Genomic DNA, 20,424 nt, shown 5'->3' with positions numbered 1-20,424 from the left:
ACCCGCCCGACCAGAGACGCCAAGGCACACGGAGCACGGTGTTCCCTGGGTGTTTCGTCACCGGCTGTGGCCACCGTTTCTCGTCGCGCTCGGCGGGCTCAGGGGTAGAGGCCGGCCCGGAAGGTGAAGGAAACGAGTTGCGCCCGGTCACGTGCGCCGACCTTCGTCATGGCCCGCACGGCGTGCGTCTTCACGGTGAACGGCGAGACGTACAACTGGGCGGCGATCTCGTTGTTGCCGAGACCCCCCGCAATGAGAACGATCACGTCCCGTTCCCTGGGTGTCAGAGCGCTGAAGCGTCACAGCAGTTCCTGGTCGATCACCGGGGGCGGACTGTCGGTCATGTGACCGATGAGCGCGGCCGTCGCGGCGGCGGACAGCGCACCGCCACCGGCGAGGACCTCGGTGATTCCGGCGACGAGTTCAGCGGGGCTGACGGTCTTGCTGAGGAAACCGTTGGCGCCCGCACGAAGGGCGGCGAGAACGATGTCGTCGTGGTCGAAGGTGGTCAGCACGATCACCCGCAACTCTTCGGGCGGGTGCTCCTTGCGGATCCGGCGGGTGGCTTCGACGCCGTCGATGCCGGGCATCCGGATGTCCATCAGGACCAGGTCGACGGGATGGGTCCGCAGGAAGGGAACGGCCTGGAGCCCATCGGAGAGATCACCCGCGACAACGAGACCCGGGTCGAGCAGAAGCATCGCCCGGATGCCGGCCCTGATGTCGTCCTGGTGGTCGACGATCAGAATCTGCGTCATCGGACGACAACTCCCGCGGGGCTGAACTCCGCACGGACCCGGAACCGCCCGCCGTCACTGTCGATCGTCAGCCGCCCACCGGAGGACTCGACGCGTTCGCGCATCCCCACGAGTCCGAGTCCGCTGCCCGGGTCGGAGCCGTGCGGCGCATGTCCGACGCGATTTTCCACGGTGGCGCAGATCCTGCCGTCGTGCTCGCGCACATCCACCGTGGCCGTCCCCTCTCCGTGCCGGTAGGCATTCGTCAGTGCTTCCTGAACGACCCGGTAGACCGTCACGCCAACACTGGGCTCCACGAAAACGGCGGGGACTGCGATGGAGGACCGGACGTCGAGGCCGATGCTCCCGAAAGAGGCGACAAGTCCTTCCAGACCGCTCAGCGCCGGGATCGGCCGGAGCGCCTCACCGTCGGGGATGTCGTCGGACCACGTGCAAGAGGCCGAGCATCCCCGGGTATGGGGGGCGCTCACGTGCTCGTGCACGGTCGGCGGCGGCGCACGACCCGGGGTAACCAAATGTGGCTAGTACGCCCGAGGCGGAGTACGCTCCCGCAGTAGCCAAATTTGGCTACCCAGGCGGAAGGGGTTCGATGAAGCCGCTACGGCTTCTGGTCCTGGGAGCGCTGCGCAGGCGCGGTCGCGCACACGGCTACCAGATCCGCGCGGATCTGGAGTCCTGGGGCGCACACGAGTGGTCCACCGCCACATCGGGTTCGGTGTATCACGCGCTCAAGAGCATGGCCGGACAGGGCCTGCTGGCGGGGACGTCCGACGCGGATCCCTCGGTCGCCGGGGGCCCGCCGAGAATAGAACACGAGCTGACGGAAAAGGGTGAGCAGGATTACCTCAGCCTTCTGCGCCGGGCCTTGGCCGACCGCGAGCCGAGGCTGGACGTCCTGTGTGCCGCGGTGGGCCTGATCGAGGACCTGCCCCGGGAGCAGGCCCTGCGAATCCTGCGCACCCGAGCCGACGCGATGCGCGACTGGCGCACCAGCATCACCGCATACCTGCCCGCGGACACGGAGCTGGACGCCTGGGGCCCGGTGGGCGAGGTCATCTCACTGTGGCTGGCGACCGCCGATACCGGCGCCCAGTGGACCCGGCGGCTGATCCACCGCCTGGAAGAGGGCGCATTCAGCATGGCCGGCGAGCCCGGTTCCCTCACCCGCCGTCCCGCGCAGCCGACCGAGTAGCAGCCGCGAGCACCGGCGAAACCTTCCCTTCTAGACGGAGCAATGTCATGGCCCACGAGATAACCGTCCCGCTGCTTCCGTGCGGATCCATCGACGAGATCGTCGAGTTCTACACCATGCTCGGCTTCACCCGGACCTACTACCAGCTCCGCCCGAACCCGTGCGTGGGCCTGCAGCGAGAAGACCTCCAGCTGCAGTTCTTCGGCATGCCGGGCTTCAGGCCCGAGGACTCCTACGGCAGTTGTGTGGTCATCGTGCCCGACACCCAGCAGCTCTTCGAGGCGTTCGCCGCGGGCATGCGCGCGGTCCACGGCAAGCTCCTGGTCTCCGGAATCCCGCGGATGACCCGCCCGCGGAAACGCAAGAACGCCGACCACCAGTCCGGGTTCACGGTCATCGACCCCGGTGGGAACTGGATCCGGATCTTCCCGTCCCCGGGTACCGGCGGCACCGGTGCGCCCGCGGTCGGCAAGCTGGCCAAAGCGCTGGAGAACGCCGTCGTGCTCGGCGACTCCAAGGGCGACAATCAGCAGGCGGCGAAAATTCTGGACGCCACGCTGGCCCGGGAGCAGGATGGCGCATCGGCCGCCGAACTGGTCGAGGCGTTGGCCTACCGCGCCGAACTCGCCATCCGCGCCGACGACACCGCCGCCGCGGTCGACGCCCTCACCCGCGCCCGCGCCGTCCCCCTCACCGAAGCCGAGCGCAGCGAACTCACCGCGCACTTGGTCGGCCTCGACGACCTGGAGGCCGTCGTCGGACTCGCGCCCTAGTGTCCTGAGTCAGGCCTTCGGTTCGCATATCCGGCGAGGCGTTCGAAGATCACTTCTGCGGTCCTCGTCCTGGGCGCATCGGCAACGGCACCAGCCTCACCAGAGCCACCCGGCTACGCGGCCACGCGGCCACGCGGCCACGCGGCCACCGAAGGATCAGAAGTGCCGTCCCCATGACAGCGAAGCGGAGCGGGGTGTATCGCCCCATGACAGCCACACCCGCCACCGATACCGCTCGACAGCAGTGACGCTGTCACAGAGGTCGCTGCGTAGCGGATCTTGGACTGGTGCGGCTCCCGTTGTGGTCAAGTCCGGAGATCACCCTTCGCCCGGGGCCGGCCCCGCCAATTCCGTTGTACGGGGCCGGCGTTGTGGGAAATCATGCGTGTTTGTGACCTCGCGAGCAGATGAACCCATCCACGACGCGGCACCGCCCGTTCCCACTGTGGCCATTACCCTCTCCACCCCGGTGAACCGGGACGGCAACGTCCTGCGCTGGCTGATGGCCTACACCTTCTCCGTGGTGGGCGACGCCGCCTACTTCGTGGCGCTCGGCTGGGCCGCGCAGAAGGTGGCCGGACCGGCCCAGGTCGGCCTGGTGATGGCGGTCGGCGCGATACCCCGGGCGATCCTCATGCTCGGCGGCGGAGTGATCGCCGACCGGTTCGGCCCGCGCAGGGTGGTCATCTCCTCCGACGCGGTCCGCGCTGTGGTGATCCTCGCGGCCGCCGCAGCGCTCGCGTTCAGCACTCCCGGCCTCTGGTTGCTCGTCGCGCTGGCCCTCGTCTTCGGCGTCGTGGACGCCCTGTTCATGCCGGCGATCGGAGCCATGCCGCCCCGGCTCACCGGCCGCGACCAGCTGATGCGGGTGCAGAGCCTGCGCAATCTGGTGCAGCGATCCGGGCACATCGCCGGTCCGCCACTTGCCGGGTTCTCGATGGGGCTCGGCGGCCCCGCCGCCGCGTTCGCCGTGACCGGCGTCCTCTTCACCCTCTCGCTGTTCCTCCTGGTCGCGGTCCGGCTCGCCCCGCTGCCGCCCGAGGAACAGCCCGCCGCGGACTCCACCGCCCGCCGCGATCTGGTCGACGGCATCGTCTACCTGCGCCACGAGCCCGTCGTCGGCCCGCTCGTCCTCTCCGGACTGCTCTCCATGATCGGCTGTATCCCGCCGATGGCGATCGGCGTCATCATGCTCGCCGAGGAACGCGGCTGGGGCCCCTCCGGCGGTGCCTGGGTGAACGCCGCCCTCAGCGCCGGCGTCTGCACGACCTCGCTCCTGCTCGTCGTGCGCGGCCGCTTCCCCAGGGCCGGCCACTGGCACAACATCACCCTGCTCGTCGCCTCCGCCGGCATCGGCCTGATCGGCGTCATGCCGAACCTCGCCCTCGCGGTCGCCGTGGCGCTCGTATCCGGTCTGGTCTCCGGCCTCTGCAGCGGTCTGTCCCTGGCCCTGATGCAGGCCAACACCGCCCTCGCCTTCCAGGGCCGGATCGCCTCCGTCCAGGCACTCAGCGCGGTCGGCATCGCCCCGGTGATGTTCCCGCTCTTCGGCCTCCTGGTGGAAGCCTGGGGCGCCGGCCCCACCTTCCTCCTCTTCGGTTGCATCAGCATGCTCGGCGCCACGGTCTCCACCGCCTCCCACGCCGTCCGGCATGCCGATCTGGACTTCACGAAGACCGCGGACGGCCTGCCCGCACCGACGCAGAAGGGAGACTGACTGCTGGTCGGCTCAGCCCTCCTTCTGCGTCCGGCCTCGGCGCGCTATGGACATGCGGACGCCGTGCCTCCGCGACAGCCGGCCGACCACGAACAGACCCATGCGGCGCGAGACCGAGACGTCCACGGTGGGCGGCAGAACGAGCCGCTCGTTGATCGCCGCGAGGTCCTCGGGCGAGAGGCCGATGCCGGTGTCGGTGTCGGTGTCGGTGTCGTGGATCTCGATCAGTACGCGGCCGTCGGGCAGCGCGTGACCGGTGACCTTGACCTGGTCCGCGGCGGGGAGAACGACGTGGCGTTGACCAGCAGCTCGGCGAGCAGGTGCACGAGGTCGTTGGCCACGCGGCCGGCGACCTGGATGGTGGGCACCGACGACGCCTTCGATGCCATCGATCCATGCACTGCCGCGACAAGGGCCTTCGACTGCCTGAAAGGCGCGTTGGCCGGGCCGGGAGTCGGCCGCGCTGTCCCCTCACGAACACGAGGACCTTGTCGGGCTTCAGGGCCGTGAACTGTTGCGGCTGCCGTTCCAAGCGCATCTCGATCTGCGGGAGATGCGGGAGCGGGAACAACTGCTGCAGACGAAAGACCAGGTGGTCCGTGGTGCGGACGGACACGTACGCCCGCACCACGAGATGGGACATTCCCGCCTGCCGGCCTGCGTGTTCGGCACGGTCACCATCACGCGGTGCGCTTGGCGGGGCAAGGGCCAGAGCAGCGTGCACCCGGCGACACTGAACTCTCACTGCCCGCCCACCTGCACTCCCACGGCCTGCCTCAGCTCGCCGTCCTCGAAGCCGTTCGCGGCTTCTACGACCAGGCCAAGGAGGCAATTGGCCGCAACTGCGGGAGAGTTCCGGACAAACGGCAGGCCCAAGTGCTGGTCGTCGCCGCAGCGGTGGACGTCGATGACTTCTACCGGTGCACAATTCCTCTCGCGTCGACCGTCGCGACCGCGCTCGTGATGCAGGTCGATGGCAAGGGCGTCGTCATGCGGCCCGAGGCTCTGCGGCGACGCTCAAGGCACACCTGAACGGCCGGCGGGCTCTGCGCACCCGGCGGCGATGCCGCCCGTGCACACGCCCAATGCTTGTGCCGCATCCTGCTGGAGGTCCGCCCGGCCGGCCCGCACTTCCCCCAGCTCCAGGCGGCCTGCGATCCCACCCCCGCTTATCGCCTGGGGCGACGCTCGGCACCGCCTGGACCACTCTGATGACGCGTCAACTCGCCCGCCCTCCGATCCATCCGAATGAATTCAGCCACATCCCACTTGCCCGACACCTGCACCCACATCACACACGCGGAACCGCGACACCTTGCCGCGGGGCTCACGGGAGATGGGAAAAGGGCGGTTCGGACACCGACACCTATTCAGCCGCCCGGCCGGGCTCCGCGCTTCGCAGGACTAAGCAGCAATGAGCCGCATCGAATACCCGCACCTTGCTTTCTTTACACTATTTGATCCTCCAGAATCCAGATACATGAGAGTTGGAATGTCTCATTCCGCCCTAGTCGCTCCTTAGGCATAGTTGCTCCCTTAACTTCGACCTTGCATGATGGACGATCTCTTCGGTGGCCGCCACGGTCGGTCGACGATGATCCACAGTGGCGGTTCCCTTGCCGTATTTCCGGAGAAGGGAACGATCTTGCCTGCCTCCCATTTAGCTGATCTTTCAGACCTATGGCTTCGACGCTTCCGGCCCCATCCGGACCCCAGAGTTCGCCTGGTCTGTTTCCCCCACGCGGGCGGTGCAGCCACCTACTACCACGCTCTGGCACAATCTCCCACGCTCATGCCGGCGGCGGAGGTGCTGGCGGTGCAGTACCCCGGAAGACAGGACCGGCGCAAGGAACAGCTCATGGACAGCATTCCCGAGCTGGCAGACCGGATCACCGCGTCACTCACTCCGTACGACGACCGCCCACTCGCCCTCTTCGGACACAGCATGGGGGCCGTTCTCGCCTTCGAAGTCGCACGGCGGCTACAGGAGCGCGTGGAGAACCAACCGCACCGGCTCTTCGTATCAGGGCGCCGCGCGCCGTCCCGCCTCCAGGGCGGCACCATCCATCTTCTCGGCGACGCCGAGCTGGTCGACGAACTGCGCCGGATCGGTGGTACCGACCCTCGTTTCCTTGAGGACGAGGAACTGCTCGCGGAGATCATCCCGGTCGTACGCAACGACTATCAGGCGGTCGAAGAGTACCGATGGAGTCCTTCGTCACCAGTCAAGTGCCCGATCACCGCCCTGACAGGCGACCGGGACGCTCAATCCCCGCTGGACGACGTCGCCGCCTGGCGGCAGCACACCGACGGACCCTTCGACCTCAAGGTCTTCCCCGGCGGACACTTCTACCTGGACACGCACCGGCAGGGCGTGACGGACGTCGTCTCCGAGGCTCTTGCGCAGATCACGGGCGAGCACGAACCGGTCAGGGGGACCGCTCGGTGAGATACGAGATTCTGGGTCCGCCCCGTATCCTCGATGGGAACAAGTACTCCAGCATCAACGCACGTAAAGTGGAAGTAGTCCTCTCCGTCCTCCTCATTCGTGCCGACCAAGTGGTCTCCCTGGAGCAGCTGATGTTGGAGGTCTGGGGAGAGGATCTCCCTCGGCGCGCCACTGCGGGACTCCATGTCTACATCTCCCAACTGCGCAAGTTTCTCAAGGCTCCGGGCACCGCCGACAGCCGCGTCGAGACGCGCGCGCCGGGGTATGTGCTGCACAAGGGCGATGACGAGATCGACGCCCATCTGTTTCCGCAACTGGTCGACGCGGGGCGGTCGTTCCTCAGGGCGAAGCAGCACGATATGGCCGTGCCCCGCTTTGAGAACGCGCTCGCGCTGTGGCGCGGTCCGGCGCTCGGACACGGCGGCAGCGGACCGGGGGCCAACGGGCCGATCATCGACGGGTTCTCGACCTGGCTGACCGAGATCCGTCTGGAGTGCCAGGAGATGCTGGCCGAGTGTCAGCTCCAGCTCGGGCGTCACCGGGAGGCCGTGGGGATGCTGTACGCCCTCATCGCCGAGAACCCGATGCGCGAAGCGTTCTACCGCCAGCTCATGCTGGCGCTGTACCGCTCCGAGCGGCAGGCGGACGCACTGAAGGTCTATCAATTGGTGCGACAGACACTTAACAGCGAAATGGGTCTGGAGCCCGGACGCCCCCTCCAGGCTCTGCAGCGAGCCATACTCGCCGGAGACACGCGCTTGACGGCCACGCCGTCGGTCCCGTCCGGGCGCTGACCGGAGTGCCGCGCATCACTCGCCGCTCGGTGTGCGGTACTCCGGTGTGTCCGGGCCGGCGTCCCCCACGGGCCAGGTGGGCGCCCAGGCGGACGTGCGGACCCACCGCGCCGAACATGACGTTTACGTTCGACCCGCGGGTGATGTCGGATCGGTACGGGCCGGGGAACACGCTCCCTGGTGATCGGTCACAGCGCCTCGACGTGTACCCGGTGGGCCCGGTCGCGGATCTGCTCCACCAGTGCGGCGTTGTGGACGGAGGACGTGGCGAGTTCTTCGAGGCGGTCGCCGGTGCGTACGGCGTGGGCGAAGGCCCGTACGACGTTGGGGAACTGGGCATCGGCTGCCAGCGTCCGCTCTTCACGGTGGGCCTGCCGCTCCAGACGGAGCACCGGCTGGTACGCATCGGGCGGGGTGAACACCCGGTCCAGCGACAGCCGGCCGCAGGAGCCCGTCAGCTCGTAGGACGTCCGGTAGCAGTGCTCCATCCCAAAGGTGAGCTGCGCGGTGCCCCCGTCGTCCGGGCGGACGAGCTGCGCCGCGCCGGAGAGCACGGCGCCGGTCCGCCGGTCCAACCGCAGCGCCGCGCCCACGAGTTCGAGGCGGGGACCGAGGAAACGCACGGCCGCGCGGATCGGATAGACGCCGACCTCGAAGAGCGCGTCGCCGCTGTCCGGGGAGTCGCGGACTGCGTCCGCAGGTCTGGGCGGGATGGTGAAAGCGCTGGAGAAGCCGCGTAGGTCGCCGATCGCGCCATCGGCCACGAGCTCGTCCACGGCCCTGTGCTGCGCGTGGTACAAGAACATGAAGTTTTCGAGCAGGACGAGATCACTGGCCCGCGCGAGCGCCACCAGCTCCCGTGTCGCGCGTACCTCCGTGGTCAACGGCTTCTCGGCGAACACGTGCTTGCCCGCTTCCAGAGCCCGTCCGACCCACTCGGCGTGCATCCTCGCGGGCAGCGGGACGTAGACGGCGTCGATGTCATCCCGCTTCAGCAACGCCTCGTATCCCTCGACGGCGGCGCAGCCGAACCGCTCGGCGAACCGCTCCGCCTTCGCCGCCTGTCTGCTGGCGACGGCGACGAGATCGACGCCCTTCTCACCGAGCATCGCGGGCAGGGTGCGCCGCCAGGCGATGTCCGCACAGCCGAGCACCCCGATCCGTACGGGCCGTCCCCACACCTCAGCACCGGTCACAGCACTCCGCCCTCCGTTCCGTGGACCTCGCGACGTCCTCAGCCTTCCGGCGGCTGCTGAAGTATGGCCAGAGTCAGGCTGTCGGCGCCGATGCCCTCGCCGCCGTCGGGACCTCATGCGAAGGGGTTGCCGTCCCCTGGCCGGGACCTCGCTGCACGCGTGACGATGGAAAGGTGAACCGCGGGCTCTCCTCTTCCGGGAGGGGGGCCGGGCCGGGCCGCGCCTGAGGTGAACGGGGGAACACTCAAAGGCACGGACCCAGCCGCCCCCTGGCAGTCGTCCGGGGTGAACGGCTGCCAAGTCTGCACAGCGGTCGTCCCGGCCGACCGCACGCGTCATGTCATGTCATGTCACTTCATGCCACGTCTCGTCCCGTCTCGTCTCGTCTCGTCTCGTCTCGTCGGCGTATCTCACGCCGCGCTGATGTCGCGATGCCGAGTCCTGACCAGGCCGGTGGCGATGAACGCCGCCGCGATGGCGAGCAGCGCGAGGATCGGTCCCAAGGTCAGGTCGTTGCCGGGGACTTGGGGGACGTGGGTGAACGGGGAGATGTCCAGGAGCTTCTGGTCGAACTCCAGCGCCCGGCCGAACTGCCCCAGGATGCCGCACAGCCCCAGTGCGCCCCAGGCGGCAGCCGTCATCCGGGGCAGCAGTGCGAACAGCGCCAGGGCGAGCCCCGACAGCACCCACACCGCGGGCAACTGCACCATGGCGGCGCCGAGGATGGGCGGCGTCTGGCCGCCGATGTCGCCGCTGTTCGCGCCGTGCACCAGTCCGGCTGACACTCCGGCGACGGCGAGCCCGGCGGTCGGCCCCAGGAGGGCGAACACGAGATGGCTCAGGACCCAGGGGGTCCGGCCGGTGGTCGTCAGCAGATACTCCGCGCGTGTCGCCTCCTCCTCGCTCCGCAGCTTCAGGGCCGCCTGGATGCCGTAGGCCGCGGCGACCAGACCGACCAGGCTCATCATCGAGGCGATGTAGGAGTCGATGAGCCCCTGCTGGCCGCCCATCCGCGCGAACACGTCCTTGAGGTTCTCGTTGTCCTTCATGAGATCGCCGATGCCTTCGGCGATACCGCCGAAGACTGCGCCGAGCACGGCGAACGTGACGAGCCAACCCGCCAGCAGCGTCCGGTGGAGGCGCCAGGCGAGGCCGAGCGGACTACCCAGCCAGGACGGGGCGTCGGGCGGACCGAGCCGGGCCGCCAGCAGCCCGCCGCCGATGTCCCGGCGCGAGGAGACCAGCACGGCGACGAGCGTGACCAGCACCGTGCAGACCGCGAACAGCAGCGCGATCCACCACCGCTCGTCGGCGAAGGCCCGCATCTCGGTCACCCAGCCCAGCGGTGACAGCCAGTTGAGCCAGGTCAGCCCGCTGTCCTCGCCGCCGGTGTCGGCGGCGAGCCGGATCAGGAAGAAGGCTCCGATACCCCCGATCGCGATGCCCCGCGCGCTGCCCGCGTTCTCGGTGAACTGGGCGGCCAGACCTCCGACCGCGGCGAACACGCATCCCACGGCGGCAAAACCGAGCCCGACGGCCAAGGAACCGGAGGCGGGCAGTTCGGCACGCAGACCGAGTCCCACGAAGAGGCCGACGACCAGGTTCGCGACCATGGTCACGGCCAGGGCCGCGGCCAGTCCGGCGTGGCGTCCGCACACCGCGGCGCTCAGCAACTCCCGCCGCCCCGCCTGCTCCTCCGTCCTGGTGTGCCGGATGACGATGAGCACGCTGATGAGCGCGATGAACAGCGGGATGGCACCGATGCGCTGAGCGACGATGCCGCCGACGCTCGTGTCGTGCAGCGGGCCGTAGAGCGCCAGGAACGTCGGATTGGTGCCGGCCGTGCGCGCGTACTCCGCTCGGTCGGCGGCGGTGGGGAACTGCTCCTGATAGGCGGAGGCGAGGCTGACCGGGATGAGGATCAGCCACAGGATCCACAGCGGCAGGACCCACCGGTCGCGCCGCAGGATGAGTCGGACCAGCTTGCCGGTCCCCACGAGAGTGTTCACCGGGCCGCTCCCACGTTCGCGCCCTTGCCGTGATTGTGCCCGGCGGCCTCGTAGTGGCGCAGGAACAGATCCTCCAGCGTCGGAGGCTGGCTGACGAGGTTGCGCACGCCCACGCCGGTCAGGCGGCGGAGCGTCTCGTCCAGTTGGTCGGTGTCGACCTCGCAGCGCACGCGCGTACCGTCGACGCGCAGATCGTGCACGCCGGGCAGCCCGTCGAGGCCGGTGGGCTTCTGCCGGAGCGTGGCGTCGATGGAGGTACGGGTGAGGTGGCGCATGTCGGCCAGCGTGCCGACCTCCACGCGGCGGCCTGAGCGGATGATGCTCACACGGTCGCACAGCGCCTCGACCTCGGAGAGGATGTGGCTGGACAGCAGCACCGTGCGGCCCTTGTCACGCTCCTCGGTAATACACTGGCGGAAGATCTCCTCCATCAGCGGGTCGAGTCCGGAGGTGGGCTCGTCGAGAAGCAGCAGCTCCGCGTCGGACGCGAGGGCGGCGACCAGGGCCACCTTCTGCCGGTTGCCCTTGGAGTAGGTGCGGGCCTTCTTCTTCGGGTCGAGTTGGAAGCGCTCCAGCAGGTCGGCCTTACGCTGCTTGTCGAGCCCGCCGCGCATCCGGCCGAGCAGATCGATCACCTCTCCGCCCGACAGACTGGGCCAGAGGTTCACATCACCGGGCACATAGACGATCCGCCGGTGCAGCTCGGTGGCGTCGGTCCAGGGGTTGCCGCCCAGTAACCGCACATCGCCCGCGTCGGCGCGCATGAGCCCCAACAGAACCCTGATGGTGGTGGACTTCCCCGCTCCGTTCGGCCCGAGGAAGCCGTGCACCTCACCGGTGAGCACGTGGAGATCGAGCCCGTCCAGTGCTCGGGTGGGGCCGAACTTCTTCACCAGTCCTGTCACTGAGATCGCGTCAGTCACGGCTCTGCTCCTCTGTGGTCATGTGAGTGCCTTCTTTCGTGGTCGTTCCCCTGGCCGAGGGGGAGTCTGAGCGGGTCGGGGAACCGTCCGGTTCCTGGGCAAGGCTCTTCCGGGTCGAAGCCGCGTACTCCGCGCTGACAAGGCTGTGGGAGTAGATGTCGAGCATCGCCAGGGCGGCCTTCCGATCTCCCTCTTCGGAGAGAAGATCGACGCCCATGAAGCGAGAGATGTGCTTATGGAATGTGGCGATGCCCAGCGACTGCGCCACCATCAGGGCGGCACGGGTGGTCCGGTCGACGGTCGGCGGATCGGGGCGTTCGGCATCCGCGTGGGCGAGCCATCCGTCGAGCATCTTCACCATCTCGTCGAACATCGGCGCCGCGACGGAGGAGTCGTCCATCAGGGCGCTCACCAGATAGCGCTGGTACGGGTTGAGGGCGTGCCGGTCGGAGATGGGCGGCTCGGCGTCGCCCCGCCCCCGCAGAGCCTTGTCGTTGACCCGGTGCAGCGCTTCCAGGACGTACATGTCGCAGGCGCTGCGCAGTTCTTCCTTGGACCCGAAGTGGTGGCGCACCAGTCCGGGCGACACCTGGGCCGTACGGGCGATCTCCCGGATCGTCGTCTTCGCGAAGCCTGATTCGGCGAAGTGCTGCAGCGCCGCGTCCCGGATCCGGGCACGCGCCGTCAGGTCCTCCGGGGCCGGACCGTCGGCTCGATTGATTCTCACCCACGGTGCCTTTTCTGCTGAGCCGTACTCATGCCGTGCTCCCATTCCTGCGTATCACTGGCTGTACACGCGTACAGCCAATGATGCACATATATAGCACGCTCTCAAGAGAGCCTGATGTCAAGAACTCGTCAAAGCCTCGGGGCAGTTGCCGGGACCCACGCGCGACCTCGGACTTTAGGCGGGCGTTGCCGCCCCTTCGGCGATCACTGAGTGGGTTCTCCCAGGCAGACCGTGCCGGACCACCCAGCGTTCAGGAGGACCGCCATGACGACCCCCTCAGCTCCGCCCCCGACGAGCGACCAGGTGACGGACTACTACAGCGCGCTGGGCCCGCTCCTGCGAATGGCCTGGGGCGACAACCTGCACTTCGGCTATTGGGAGGGGCCGGGGGACGGGAGTTCGCCGCAGGAGGCGACGGATCGGTTCACGGATCTGTTGGTGTCGCGGTTGGGGGTGGGGGCGGGTGATGTGGTGTTGGACGCGGGGTGCGGGATCGGGAGTCCGGCGTTGCGGTTGGCGTCCTTGACGGGGGCGCGGGTGGTGGGGATCACGATCAGCCCCCAGCAGGTGGAGCAGGCGCGGGAGTTGGCGCGGGAGGCGGGGATGGCGGAGCGGGTGGAGTTCCGGTACGCGGATGCGATGGACACGCCGTTCGAGGCGGAGTCCTTCGACGCGGTGCTGGCCTTCGAGTCGATCGTGCACATGGAGCGTCCCACCGCGCTGCGGGAGATGGCCCGTGTCCTCAAGCCCGGCGGACGCCTCGTCCTCACCGACACGTTCCCGCCGGACGGCGGCTCCCAGGAGAGGGATTTGTCCGGCGACGTCGCCTCGATGGCACGGCTGGAGGAGTACCCGGACCTGATCGCGGGTGCCGGGCTGGCGCTCGACGAACTGACCGACGTCACCGACCACACCAAGTTCACCTTCACCCGCGTGATCGACGGCATTCTGCGCTGCCGCCGAGACTTCGAGCGGGAGCACGGGATCAGCGTGGAAGAGGTGCTCGACACGCTCAAGCCGGCGCATCCCCAGGTGTCGGCCCTCGGCGGCGCCCCGCAGGTCGGCTGTCTGGTGGCGGTCGCGCACAAACCGTCCGCCGCCGAAGCCGCATCCAGCGCGCGCTAGGTGACAGGCCATGAAGGGCATCATCCTCGCGGGCGGAAACGGCACCCGACTCCAGCCGCTGACCTCGGCGGCTTCCAAGCAACTGGTGCCGGTCTACGACAAGCCCATGATCTACTACCCGCTCTCCATCCTCATGCTCGCGGGGATCCGGGACATCCTCATCATCACCCGCCCCGACGATCTCCCGGTGTTCCGCAAGCTCTTCGGGGACGGCAGCGGGCTGGGGCTGGCCATCGACTACGCCGCGCAGGCGGAACCGCGGGGTATCGCCGACGCCTTCCGCGTCGGCGCCGGCCACATCGGCGGCGAGGACTGCGCGCTGATCCTGGGCGACAACCTCTTTCACGGCGCGAACCTGCCTTCCCTGCTGCGCCGCAGCGCGGAGAAGCTGCGCGGGTGCGTGCTCTTCGGCCATGAGGTCGCCGACCCTCAGCAGTTCGGCGTCGCCGAGATCGACAGACGGGGCAGGCTCGTCTCCATCGAGGAGAAGCCGGTCAAGCCCCGCTCCAACCTGGCGATCCCCGGGCTGTACTTCTTCGACGGCGGTGTCGTGGACATCGCCAAGGGCCTGGAACCCTCGGCCCGGGGCGAGCTGGAGATCACCGATGTCCTGCGCGCCTATCTGGAGGACGGCGCCGCCGACCTCGTGTGGCTGGGCCGGGGCATCACCTGGCTGGACACCGGCACCCACGAGACGCTGCTGGACGCGGGACGCTTCGTGCGGGACGTACAGCACCGTCAGGGCACCCGCCTCGGCTGCGTCGAGGAGATCGCCATGTACATGGGCCTGATCGGATCCGAGGACTGTTACGAACTGGGATCCGACATGGGCAACTCACCCTACGGCCAGTACGTCATGGACCGCGCCCGCTCCTACGGGCTGGGCATGCCGCCCGCCGAATTCCTGGAGGGCGTATGAATCTCCTCGTCACCGGCGCCGCCGGGTTCATCGGTTCGGCCTACGTGCGGATGCTGCTCGCGGAGCCTGCCGGGCCCGACAGGATCGCCCGCGTCACGGTGCTGGACAAGCTCACCTACGCGGGTACGCTCGACAACCTCGACCTCACCGACCCTCGGCTGACGTTCGTCCAGGGGGACATCTGCGACACCGCCGTGGTGGGCACGCTGATGGCCGGGGCCGACCAGGTGGTGCACTTCGCCGCGGAGTCCCATGTGGACCGCTCGATCGCCTCCGCCGACACGTTCGTCCACACCAATGTGACCGGCACCCAGACCCTGCTCGACGCGGCGCTCCGGCACGGTGTCGAGCGCTTCGTCCATGTGTCCACCGACGAGGTCTACGGCTCCACCGAGGTCGGTTCCAACACCGAGGACGACCCCCTGTCCCCCAACTCGCCCTACGCGGCGTCCAAGGCGGCGTCCGACCTGGTCGCACTCTCCTACCACCGCACCTACGGCATGGACGTACGGGTCACCCGCTGCTGCAACAACTACGGTCCCCGCCAGTTCCCCGAGAAGGTCGTCCCGCTGTTCATCACCCGGCTGCTGGACGGCGGGGACGTGCCTCTGTACGGCGACGGTCTGCACGTGCGCGACTGGCTGCACGTCGAGGACCACTGCCGTGGCGTGGAGCTGGTGCGCGGTCTCGGGCGGGCCGGTGAGATCTACAACATCAGCGGTGGCACCGAGCTGAGCAACCGCACGCTCACCGAACGCCTGCTGGCAGCCTGCGGTGAGGACTGGGGCCGGGTGCGGCACGTGCCCGACCGCAAGGGCCACGACAGGCGCTACTCGATCTGTGACGACAAGGCGCGCACCGAGCTGGGCTACCGGCCCCGGCGCTCCTTCGAGACCGGGCTCACCGAGACCGTCGACTGGTACCGGCACAACCGCTCCTGGTGGGAGCCGCTCCAGCGCCGGTTGAGCGCCTGAGCCGAGCGGTCACAGGGCGCCTGACCTGGTGTGAGAGGCCAGGCGCCCTGTCCTGTCCGTCGAGGTCCTGACGGTCCTGGCAGTCCGCGTCCGGACGCTCCCCTCGTCCCCCTCGTCCCTCAGCGGGCGCCGCCGCGCAGGAACATGGCGTGGAGGCAGCTCAGCAGGGAGCGCGCCTGCACGTTGACGTAGTGGCTGTGCCGGGCCAGTTCCGCGAGCTGGCCGAGGGCCACCCAGCGGAACCCCGGCGGCGGCAGCAGCGGCGCCTGGCTCTCATCGGCCTCCAGCACCAGATAGCGGCTGACCGCGTTGAGGAACCGGCCGCCCTCCTCCGAGTGCAACGCCGAGTAGCGCACGCGGGACGGGTCGGGGTCCGACACCAGGTCCAGGAAGGGCGGCCGTCCGGCGGCGGGGAGACGTCCGTGGTTGCCGGGGGTGCACTGGACGGTGGGGCCCAGCTCGACGTCCCGGAAGCCGCCCTCCGCGCGGGCGCTGACCAGTACGTGCGGCACACCCTCGATCTCGCGGGTCACAAAGGCGACGACCCCCTCGCCGCACGGCTCGATGAGGGGCTGTGTCCACTGGCCGACCTCGCGGCTGCCCGCCCGCACCGATACCGCGACGACCGTGAAGTAGCGTCCGTGCTCCTCCTCGACGCGGGAGACGCCCCGTGTCCAGCCGGGTACTTGGGCGAGGGGGACGCGTTCTGCACGTACGGGGAAGGCCGCGCGTTCGGCGGCGATCCACGACAGCAGCTCCGTGTCGGAGTGCCGCGCCCGGGACGGGTACCGGCCGGCCAGGCCCGCCAGGACCGAGCGCGCGTCCATGTTGACGGCGAGGTCCCGGTGGAGCAGCTCAGCGATCTGGCCGAGGGTCAGCCACCGGAAGTCCTCGTGCTCCGGTACGGCCTCGCTCACTTCGACGATCATGTTCCGGTTGCGTTTGCGGTAGAACCACGAGCCGTGCTCGGACTGGAGCACGTCCGACAGCACTCGGCCCCGCCCGGGGTCCGTGAAGTAGTCGACATAGCGTACGGCCGCGCCCCGGTGCACCTTGGTGTAGTTGCTGCGGGTGGCCTGCACGGTCGGGGAGAGCTGGAGCAGATTCGGGTTCCCGGGCTCCATCTTGGCCTGCATCAGGAAGTGCAGGACGCCGTCGAACTCCTTGCCGAGGATGCCGAGGATGCCGATCTCCGGCTGGCACAGGATCGGCTGGCGCCACGCGGCGTCCGGCGGGTCGCCCACGGAGGCCCGCAGCCCCTCCACGGTGAAGAACCGGCCGGTGCGGTGGACGAGATTGCCGGTGTGCTTCTCGAAGGACCAGCCGTCCAGCTCTCCGAAGGGGATGCGGTCCACGGAGAACGGGATCTCCCGGCGGCGCCGCTCGACCCACTCCAGGATCTCGTCGGTACGGGCCGTACGCCCACGGGACGTCGCCGCCGACCGGGCGAGCCGCCCGGGCAGACGTGTCTCCTCCCGCTGCCGGGTCAGCGCCCGCACGGCCGCGGTACTGGTCACCGCCGGGCCTCTACGAAGTCGGTGACGGAGGAGATCACATAGTCGATCATGTCGTCCGTGAGTCCCGGGTAGACGCCGATCCAGAACGTCTGGTCGGTGATGAGGTCGCTGTTGGCCAGATCGCCGACGACGCGGTGCGGGCGGTCCAGGTAGGCGGGGTGGCGGGTCAGGTTCCCCGCGAACAGCCGCCGGGTGCCGATCTTCCGGTTCTCCAGGAAGCCGACCAGTTCCGCCCTGCTGAACGGGGCCTTCGGGTCGACGGTCAGCACGAATCCGAACCAGCTCGGATCGCTGCGGGGGGTCGCCTCGGGCAGCACCAGCCAGGGCACGCCGTCCAGCCCCTCGCGCAGCCGCCGCCAGTTGTGCCGCCGAGTGGAGCAGAACATGTCCAGCCTGCCGAGCTGGCTCAGCCCGAGCGCCGCCTGGAGGTCGGTCGACTTCAGGTTGTAGCCGACGTGGGAGAAGATGTACTTGTGGTCGTACCCGGCCGGGAGCGTGCCCATCTGGTAGCCGAAGCGCTTGCGGCAGGTGTCGCTCTCCCCCGGTTCGCACCAGCAGTCGCGCCCCCAGTCCCGGAGGGACTCCACGATCCGGGCCAGCGCGAGGTTCGAGGTGAGCACACAGCCGCCTTCCCCCGTGGTGAGGTGGTGGGCGGGGTAGAAGCTGACGGTCGCCAGCTCGCCGAAGGTCCCGGCGAGCTGTCCGTCGTAGGTGGAGCCCACCGCGTCGCAGGTGTCCTCGATCAGCACGAGGTCGTGCTCCTCGGCGAGCCGCGCCACCTCCGCCGCCTCGAAGGGGTTGCCCAGCGTGTGCGCCATGATGATCGCCCGGGTGCGCGGCCCGATGGCCCGCTCCACCCGTTCAACGGTCGTGTTGTACGTCCGCAGTTCGACGTCGACGAAGACCGGGACGAGTCCGTTCTGAAGGATGGGGTTGACGGTGGTGGGGAAGCCTGCCGCCACCGTGATCACCTCGTCGCCGGGGCGGAGGCGGCGGTCGCCGAGCAGATGCGAGGTGAGTGACGCGACGGCGAGGAGGTTGGCCGAGGACCCGGAGTTGGTCAGATGCGCCTTGCGCCGCTTCATCCAGCGCGCGAAGTCCGATTCGAACTTGCGGGAGGTCCGGCCCGCCGCGATCCTCATCTCCAGGGCGGCCTCGACCAGCGCCACCCGGTCCTCTTCGTCGAGTACGGCGCCGGACGGCCAGATCTCGGTGACTCCGGGGACGAAGCCCCGCCCGTCCTGGCTGTCCTGGTGGTGCTTGCGCACCTCGTCGAGTATGTGTGCGGTCCGCTCGCTCATCTGCCGTCCTTCTCTCGGCCCTCCGGGGCTTCTTCCGACTGCCGTCCGGCGAGGCGGACGGCCGGGACGCCCACTGCGGCGAGCAGATCGCCCAGCGAGTCCTCCAAAGTGCGGCGGGGTGCCCAGCCGAGCAGCCGCCTGGCCCGCGAGATGTCGAGGCACTGCCACTGCGCGTCCCCCCGCTTCTCCCGGCCCGTCGGCTCCTCCACGACGCTGAGCCGGCGCCCGCTCAGCGAGATCATCAGTTCGACCACCCGGTGTACGGGCACGGCCTCGCCGCTGCCGACGTTGACGACGCCACCGAGGACGGCAGCCGGTGCCCTGGCCGCCGCGAGCACCGCCTCGGCGACATCCCGGACGTCGACCAGATCCCGATGGGCGCGCAGCGGCGAGAGCCGCAGTTCACCGCGTCCCGCCGCCAGATGGGCCGCGACGATCCCGGGCAGGCTGGTGGGGGGCGCCCCGGGGCCGCAGGCCACGGAGACCCGCAGCACCACGGCCTCCACGCGGCTCGCGTCGGCGGCTCGTACGACGGTCTGCGAACCGTCCAGCTTGGTGCGGCCGTAGACGGTCGCGGGCGCGGGCGGCCAGGTCTCGTCGATCACCACGCCGGGAGCGGCCGGGCCGTACTCGTAGGCGCTGCCGAGCTGGATGAGCCTGGGCCGCTCGGGCAGGGCGGCGACAGCCTCCGTGAGCCGGCCCACCAGATCGGTGTTGAGCTGGGTCATCCGCTGCTCGGTGCCCTCCCATACGGCGCCCGCCGCGTTCACCAGCACACGGGCCTGCGTACGGGCGCAGAGCTGGGCGAGTTGCCGAGTGGGCGCCTCGATGAGGTCCAGGGCCACGGTGCGGCACCCACTGTCCGCTTCCTCGTGCGCGGTGCGGCGGACACGCACGACCCGGGCGCCCGCGGCGGTGAACGCCGCGCAGATGTGCCGCCCCAAAAATCCGGAGCCGCCGAGCACGAGGACCGGGAGGCCGGTGAGGTCTCCGCCGGTCACGAATGGCTGCCGCTCTTCCGGTAGAGGGCCTGCCAGAAGTAACTCCACGGAACTCCCCGCCCGTCCGCGGCACAGGTCCAACCGTCGGCGGGCCGGTAGGCGGAGATGAACTCCGGCACCGCCGCCTCCACGGCCTCACTGTCGTGGATGTCCAGCACTTTCCTCAGAGGGCCGTTCTCCAGCGCCATCTGCACGGCTTCGTCGCCTTCCAGATAGCCGTCCATGCTCTTGTCGATGTACTTGCCGACGGGATTCTTCACGAAGAAGGCGGAGCATTTCTCATCGATCAGCGCGAGATACGCGTCGACGGTGGCGGGGGTCATCTCCGTGAAGGAATGCACATTGATGCACAGATCGAAACGGGATGACTCCAACTCGGCCCCGATGTCTCCGACCTCAACGAAACGCACCTTGGCGAACTGCTCGTCGTCCAGGACCTCTCGAAGATAGCGCCGACTGAGCATCATGGTGTTCTTCAGGTCGACGATGCAGTATTCGTCGAGGTCGTAGTTGGACAGCATCGCATGGCAGGTACGCGCGTATCCGGCGCCGATCTCCATGACCCTGGCGCCCCGCAGTTCGACCTCCTTCTCGATGAAGCCGATCTCCAGCGACGCCTGCAGATAGTCCATACACACGCTCTTGCCGTCGACACGCACCGTGACGGGATTTCCCACCTCGCGGTTCGGGACCTTCTGGATCCTTTCCCAGTCCTCCGGCTCCAGCCGTGTGGCCAGCTCGTACACCAGGGCCTTCAGATACCTGATGCCGTTCGTCCGGGGGTCCCAGAGTGAGATCTTGTAGTTGACCCGGTCCGACTTGAAGTCCGTCAGATCCACGGAAGCCTCTTCGGTGACCCAGAGCTCGCTGATGCGCTCCCACTGCCTGCTCGCCTGAAAACTCTGTGTCATCCCACTCTCCCGATCACACTCTTGATGGGTCTCACATCCCGGCCGGTGCAGCGTCGGCGACGCCTCTAAAGCTGGCCTAACGCTCGACGACACGGCGCCGGCTGCGGAGTCCTCCGATGGGCGGAACCCGCCACC

General features: G+C 68.8%; 20 protein-coding genes and 1 pseudogene. 9 read left to right on the top strand and 12 right to left on the bottom strand.

The genetic code is table 11. The features are described 5' to 3' along the window. Window positions 1–98: 98 nt before the first annotated feature. The 3 genes from ACIOKD_RS35005 to ACIOKD_RS34995 are packed head-to-tail and all read right to left on the bottom strand — an operon-like array spanning window position 99 to window position 1,228. Entirely contained in the window at window positions 99–287 is a 189-nt protein-coding gene (locus tag ACIOKD_RS35005) for a response regulator transcription factor (protein WP_402092094.1), read from the bottom strand. 12 nt (window positions 288–299) lie between these two features. Beyond that, the gene (locus ACIOKD_RS35000; RefSeq protein WP_402091967.1) at window positions 300–758 is read right to left on the bottom strand and encodes a response regulator transcription factor; all 459 of its coding nucleotides are present in this window, start codon (window positions 756–758) and stop codon (window positions 300–302) included. Beyond that, entirely contained in the window at window positions 755–1,228 is a 474-nt protein-coding gene (locus tag ACIOKD_RS34995; protein WP_402091966.1) for a sensor histidine kinase, read from the bottom strand. The genes ACIOKD_RS35000 and ACIOKD_RS34995 overlap by 4 nt, the downstream gene beginning before the upstream one ends. Window positions 1,229–1,347: 119 nt before the next feature. On the opposite strand from ACIOKD_RS34995, the gene ACIOKD_RS34990 reads away from it, so the two are divergent. The 3 genes from ACIOKD_RS34990 (at window position 1,348) to ACIOKD_RS34980 (ending at window position 4,440) form a co-directional block, all read left to right on the top strand. Then, window positions 1,348–1,950, top strand: coding sequence for a PadR family transcriptional regulator (locus tag ACIOKD_RS34990; RefSeq protein ID WP_402091964.1), 603 nt, complete (start codon window positions 1,348–1,350; stop codon window positions 1,948–1,950). Between the two features lie 47 nt (window positions 1,951–1,997). Continuing rightward, complete coding sequence (locus ACIOKD_RS34985) at window positions 1,998–2,723, top strand: VOC family protein (protein ID WP_402091963.1); 726 nt, start codon at window positions 1,998–2,000, stop codon at window positions 2,721–2,723. Window positions 2,724–3,168: 445 nt separating this feature from the next. After that, a complete protein-coding gene (locus tag ACIOKD_RS34980) occupies window positions 3,169–4,440 on the top strand; it encodes an MFS transporter (protein WP_402091961.1) in 1,272 nt (423 codons plus the stop codon). A 45-nt stretch (window positions 4,441–4,485) separates the two neighbouring features. Here ACIOKD_RS34980 and ACIOKD_RS34975 read toward each other — a convergent pair. Continuing rightward, window positions 4,486–4,814 (bottom strand): annotated as a pseudogene (locus tag ACIOKD_RS34975) (ATP-binding protein); the annotation flags it as partial. A gap of 313 nt (window positions 4,815–5,127) precedes the next feature. Here ACIOKD_RS34975 and ACIOKD_RS34970 point away from each other — a divergent pair. From ACIOKD_RS34970 to ACIOKD_RS34960, 3 genes are all read left to right on the top strand, one after another. Further along, window positions 5,128–5,472: a hypothetical protein gene (locus ACIOKD_RS34970; RefSeq protein WP_402091959.1), complete on the top strand. Its 345-nt coding sequence runs from the start codon at window positions 5,128–5,130 to the stop codon at window positions 5,470–5,472. A gap of 520 nt (window positions 5,473–5,992) precedes the next feature. Then, on the top strand, window positions 5,993–6,889 hold the full coding sequence (locus tag ACIOKD_RS34965) for a thioesterase II family protein (protein WP_402091957.1): 897 nt from the start codon (window positions 5,993–5,995) through the stop codon (window positions 6,887–6,889). Continuing rightward, window positions 6,886–7,683, top strand: a complete 798-nt coding sequence (locus ACIOKD_RS34960) for a BTAD domain-containing putative transcriptional regulator (RefSeq protein ID WP_402091956.1) — start codon at window positions 6,886–6,888, stop codon at window positions 7,681–7,683. Before ACIOKD_RS34965 ends, ACIOKD_RS34960 begins: the two co-directional genes overlap by 4 nt. Before the next feature lie 188 nt (window positions 7,684–7,871). Here ACIOKD_RS34960 and ACIOKD_RS34955 read toward each other — a convergent pair whose 3' ends face one another. The 4 genes from ACIOKD_RS34955 to ACIOKD_RS34940 form a co-directional block, all read right to left on the bottom strand. Continuing rightward, window positions 7,872–8,879 (bottom strand): Gfo/Idh/MocA family protein, encoded by a 1,008-nt coding sequence (locus ACIOKD_RS34955; RefSeq protein ID WP_402091954.1) that lies wholly within the window; start codon window positions 8,877–8,879, stop codon window positions 7,872–7,874. Between the two features lie 410 nt (window positions 8,880–9,289). Beyond that, a complete protein-coding gene (locus ACIOKD_RS34950) occupies window positions 9,290–10,888 on the bottom strand; it encodes an ABC transporter permease (protein ID WP_402091952.1) in 1,599 nt (532 codons plus the stop codon). Continuing rightward, entirely contained in the window at window positions 10,885–11,811 is a 927-nt protein-coding gene (locus tag ACIOKD_RS34945; protein WP_402091951.1) for an ATP-binding cassette domain-containing protein, read from the bottom strand. The genes ACIOKD_RS34950 and ACIOKD_RS34945 overlap by 4 nt, the downstream gene beginning before the upstream one ends. Further along, window positions 11,804–12,538, bottom strand: a complete 735-nt coding sequence (locus ACIOKD_RS34940) for a TetR/AcrR family transcriptional regulator (RefSeq protein WP_402091949.1) — start codon at window positions 12,536–12,538, stop codon at window positions 11,804–11,806. Before ACIOKD_RS34940 ends, ACIOKD_RS34945 begins: the two co-directional genes overlap by 8 nt. 267 nt (window positions 12,539–12,805) lie before the next feature. Between ACIOKD_RS34940 and ACIOKD_RS34935 the strand changes: the two genes are divergently transcribed. From ACIOKD_RS34935 to rfbB, 3 genes are read left to right on the top strand one after another with little or no spacing between them, the layout of a single operon-like run. Further along, window positions 12,806–13,666 carry an SAM-dependent methyltransferase gene (locus tag ACIOKD_RS34935; RefSeq protein ID WP_402091948.1) on the top strand — a complete coding sequence of 287 codons (861 nt, stop codon included), beginning with the start codon at window positions 12,806–12,808 and terminating at the stop codon, window positions 13,664–13,666. Between the two features lie 10 nt (window positions 13,667–13,676). Then, window positions 13,677–14,585, top strand: coding sequence for a glucose-1-phosphate thymidylyltransferase RfbA (rfbA, locus tag ACIOKD_RS34930; RefSeq protein WP_402091946.1), 909 nt, complete (start codon window positions 13,677–13,679; stop codon window positions 14,583–14,585). Continuing rightward, a complete protein-coding gene (rfbB, locus tag ACIOKD_RS34925) occupies window positions 14,582–15,559 on the top strand; it encodes a dTDP-glucose 4,6-dehydratase (protein WP_402091944.1) in 978 nt (325 codons plus the stop codon). The genes rfbA and rfbB overlap by 4 nt, the downstream gene beginning before the upstream one ends. A 119-nt stretch (window positions 15,560–15,678) precedes the next feature. On the opposite strand, the gene ACIOKD_RS34920 is transcribed toward rfbB, so the two are convergent. The 4 genes from ACIOKD_RS34920 to ACIOKD_RS34905 are packed head-to-tail and all read right to left on the bottom strand — an operon-like array spanning window position 15,679 to window position 20,289. Then, entirely contained in the window at window positions 15,679–17,076 is a 1,398-nt protein-coding gene (locus ACIOKD_RS34920; protein ID WP_402091943.1) for an NDP-hexose 2,3-dehydratase family protein, read from the bottom strand. After that, complete coding sequence (rfbH, locus tag ACIOKD_RS34915) at window positions 17,073–18,377, bottom strand: lipopolysaccharide biosynthesis protein RfbH (RefSeq protein ID WP_402091941.1); 1,305 nt, start codon at window positions 18,375–18,377, stop codon at window positions 17,073–17,075. The genes ACIOKD_RS34920 and rfbH overlap by 4 nt, the downstream gene beginning before the upstream one ends. Next, entirely contained in the window at window positions 18,374–19,378 is a 1,005-nt protein-coding gene (locus ACIOKD_RS34910) for an NAD-dependent epimerase/dehydratase family protein (protein WP_402091940.1), read from the bottom strand. The genes rfbH and ACIOKD_RS34910 overlap by 4 nt, the downstream gene beginning before the upstream one ends. Beyond that, window positions 19,375–20,289 carry a putative sugar O-methyltransferase gene (locus ACIOKD_RS34905; RefSeq protein ID WP_402091938.1) on the bottom strand — a complete coding sequence of 305 codons (915 nt, stop codon included), beginning with the start codon at window positions 20,287–20,289 and terminating at the stop codon, window positions 19,375–19,377. The genes ACIOKD_RS34910 and ACIOKD_RS34905 overlap by 4 nt, the downstream gene beginning before the upstream one ends. Between the last annotated feature and the right edge of the window lie 135 nt (window positions 20,290–20,424).

Source organism: Streptomyces sp. NPDC087844 (assembly GCF_044742785.1).
GTDB lineage: Bacteria > Actinomycetota > Actinomycetes > Streptomycetales > Streptomycetaceae > Streptomyces.
The sequence above is the reverse complement of the archived record's forward strand: the minus strand, read 5'-3'. Positions and strand labels throughout refer to the sequence as shown.

Excerpts from the sequence above, each read along its gene's own strand:
- ACIOKD_RS34905 (WP_402091938.1), bottom strand. The coding sequence starts at position 20,289 with ATGACACAGAGTTTTCAGGCGAGCAGGCAGTGGGAGCGCATCAGCGAG.
- ACIOKD_RS34990 (WP_402091964.1), top strand. The coding sequence starts at position 1,348 with ATGAAGCCGCTACGGCTTCTGGTCCTGGGAGCGCTGCGCAGGCGCGGT.
- rfbB (WP_402091944.1), top strand. The coding sequence starts at position 14,582 with ATGAATCTCCTCGTCACCGGCGCCGCCGGGTTCATCGGTTCGGCCTAC.
- rfbH (WP_402091941.1), bottom strand. The coding sequence starts at position 18,377 with ATGAGCGAGCGGACCGCACACATACTCGACGAGGTGCGCAAGCACCAC.
- ACIOKD_RS34935 (WP_402091948.1), top strand. The coding sequence starts at position 12,806 with ATGACGACCCCCTCAGCTCCGCCCCCGACGAGCGACCAGGTGACGGAC.
- ACIOKD_RS34965 (WP_402091957.1), top strand. The coding sequence starts at position 5,993 with ATGATGGACGATCTCTTCGGTGGCCGCCACGGTCGGTCGACGATGATC.
- ACIOKD_RS34985 (WP_402091963.1), top strand. The coding sequence starts at position 1,998 with ATGGCCCACGAGATAACCGTCCCGCTGCTTCCGTGCGGATCCATCGAC.
- ACIOKD_RS35000 (WP_402091967.1), bottom strand. The coding sequence starts at position 758 with ATGACGCAGATTCTGATCGTCGACCACCAGGACGACATCAGGGCCGGC.
- rfbA (WP_402091946.1), top strand. The coding sequence starts at position 13,677 with ATGAAGGGCATCATCCTCGCGGGCGGAAACGGCACCCGACTCCAGCCG.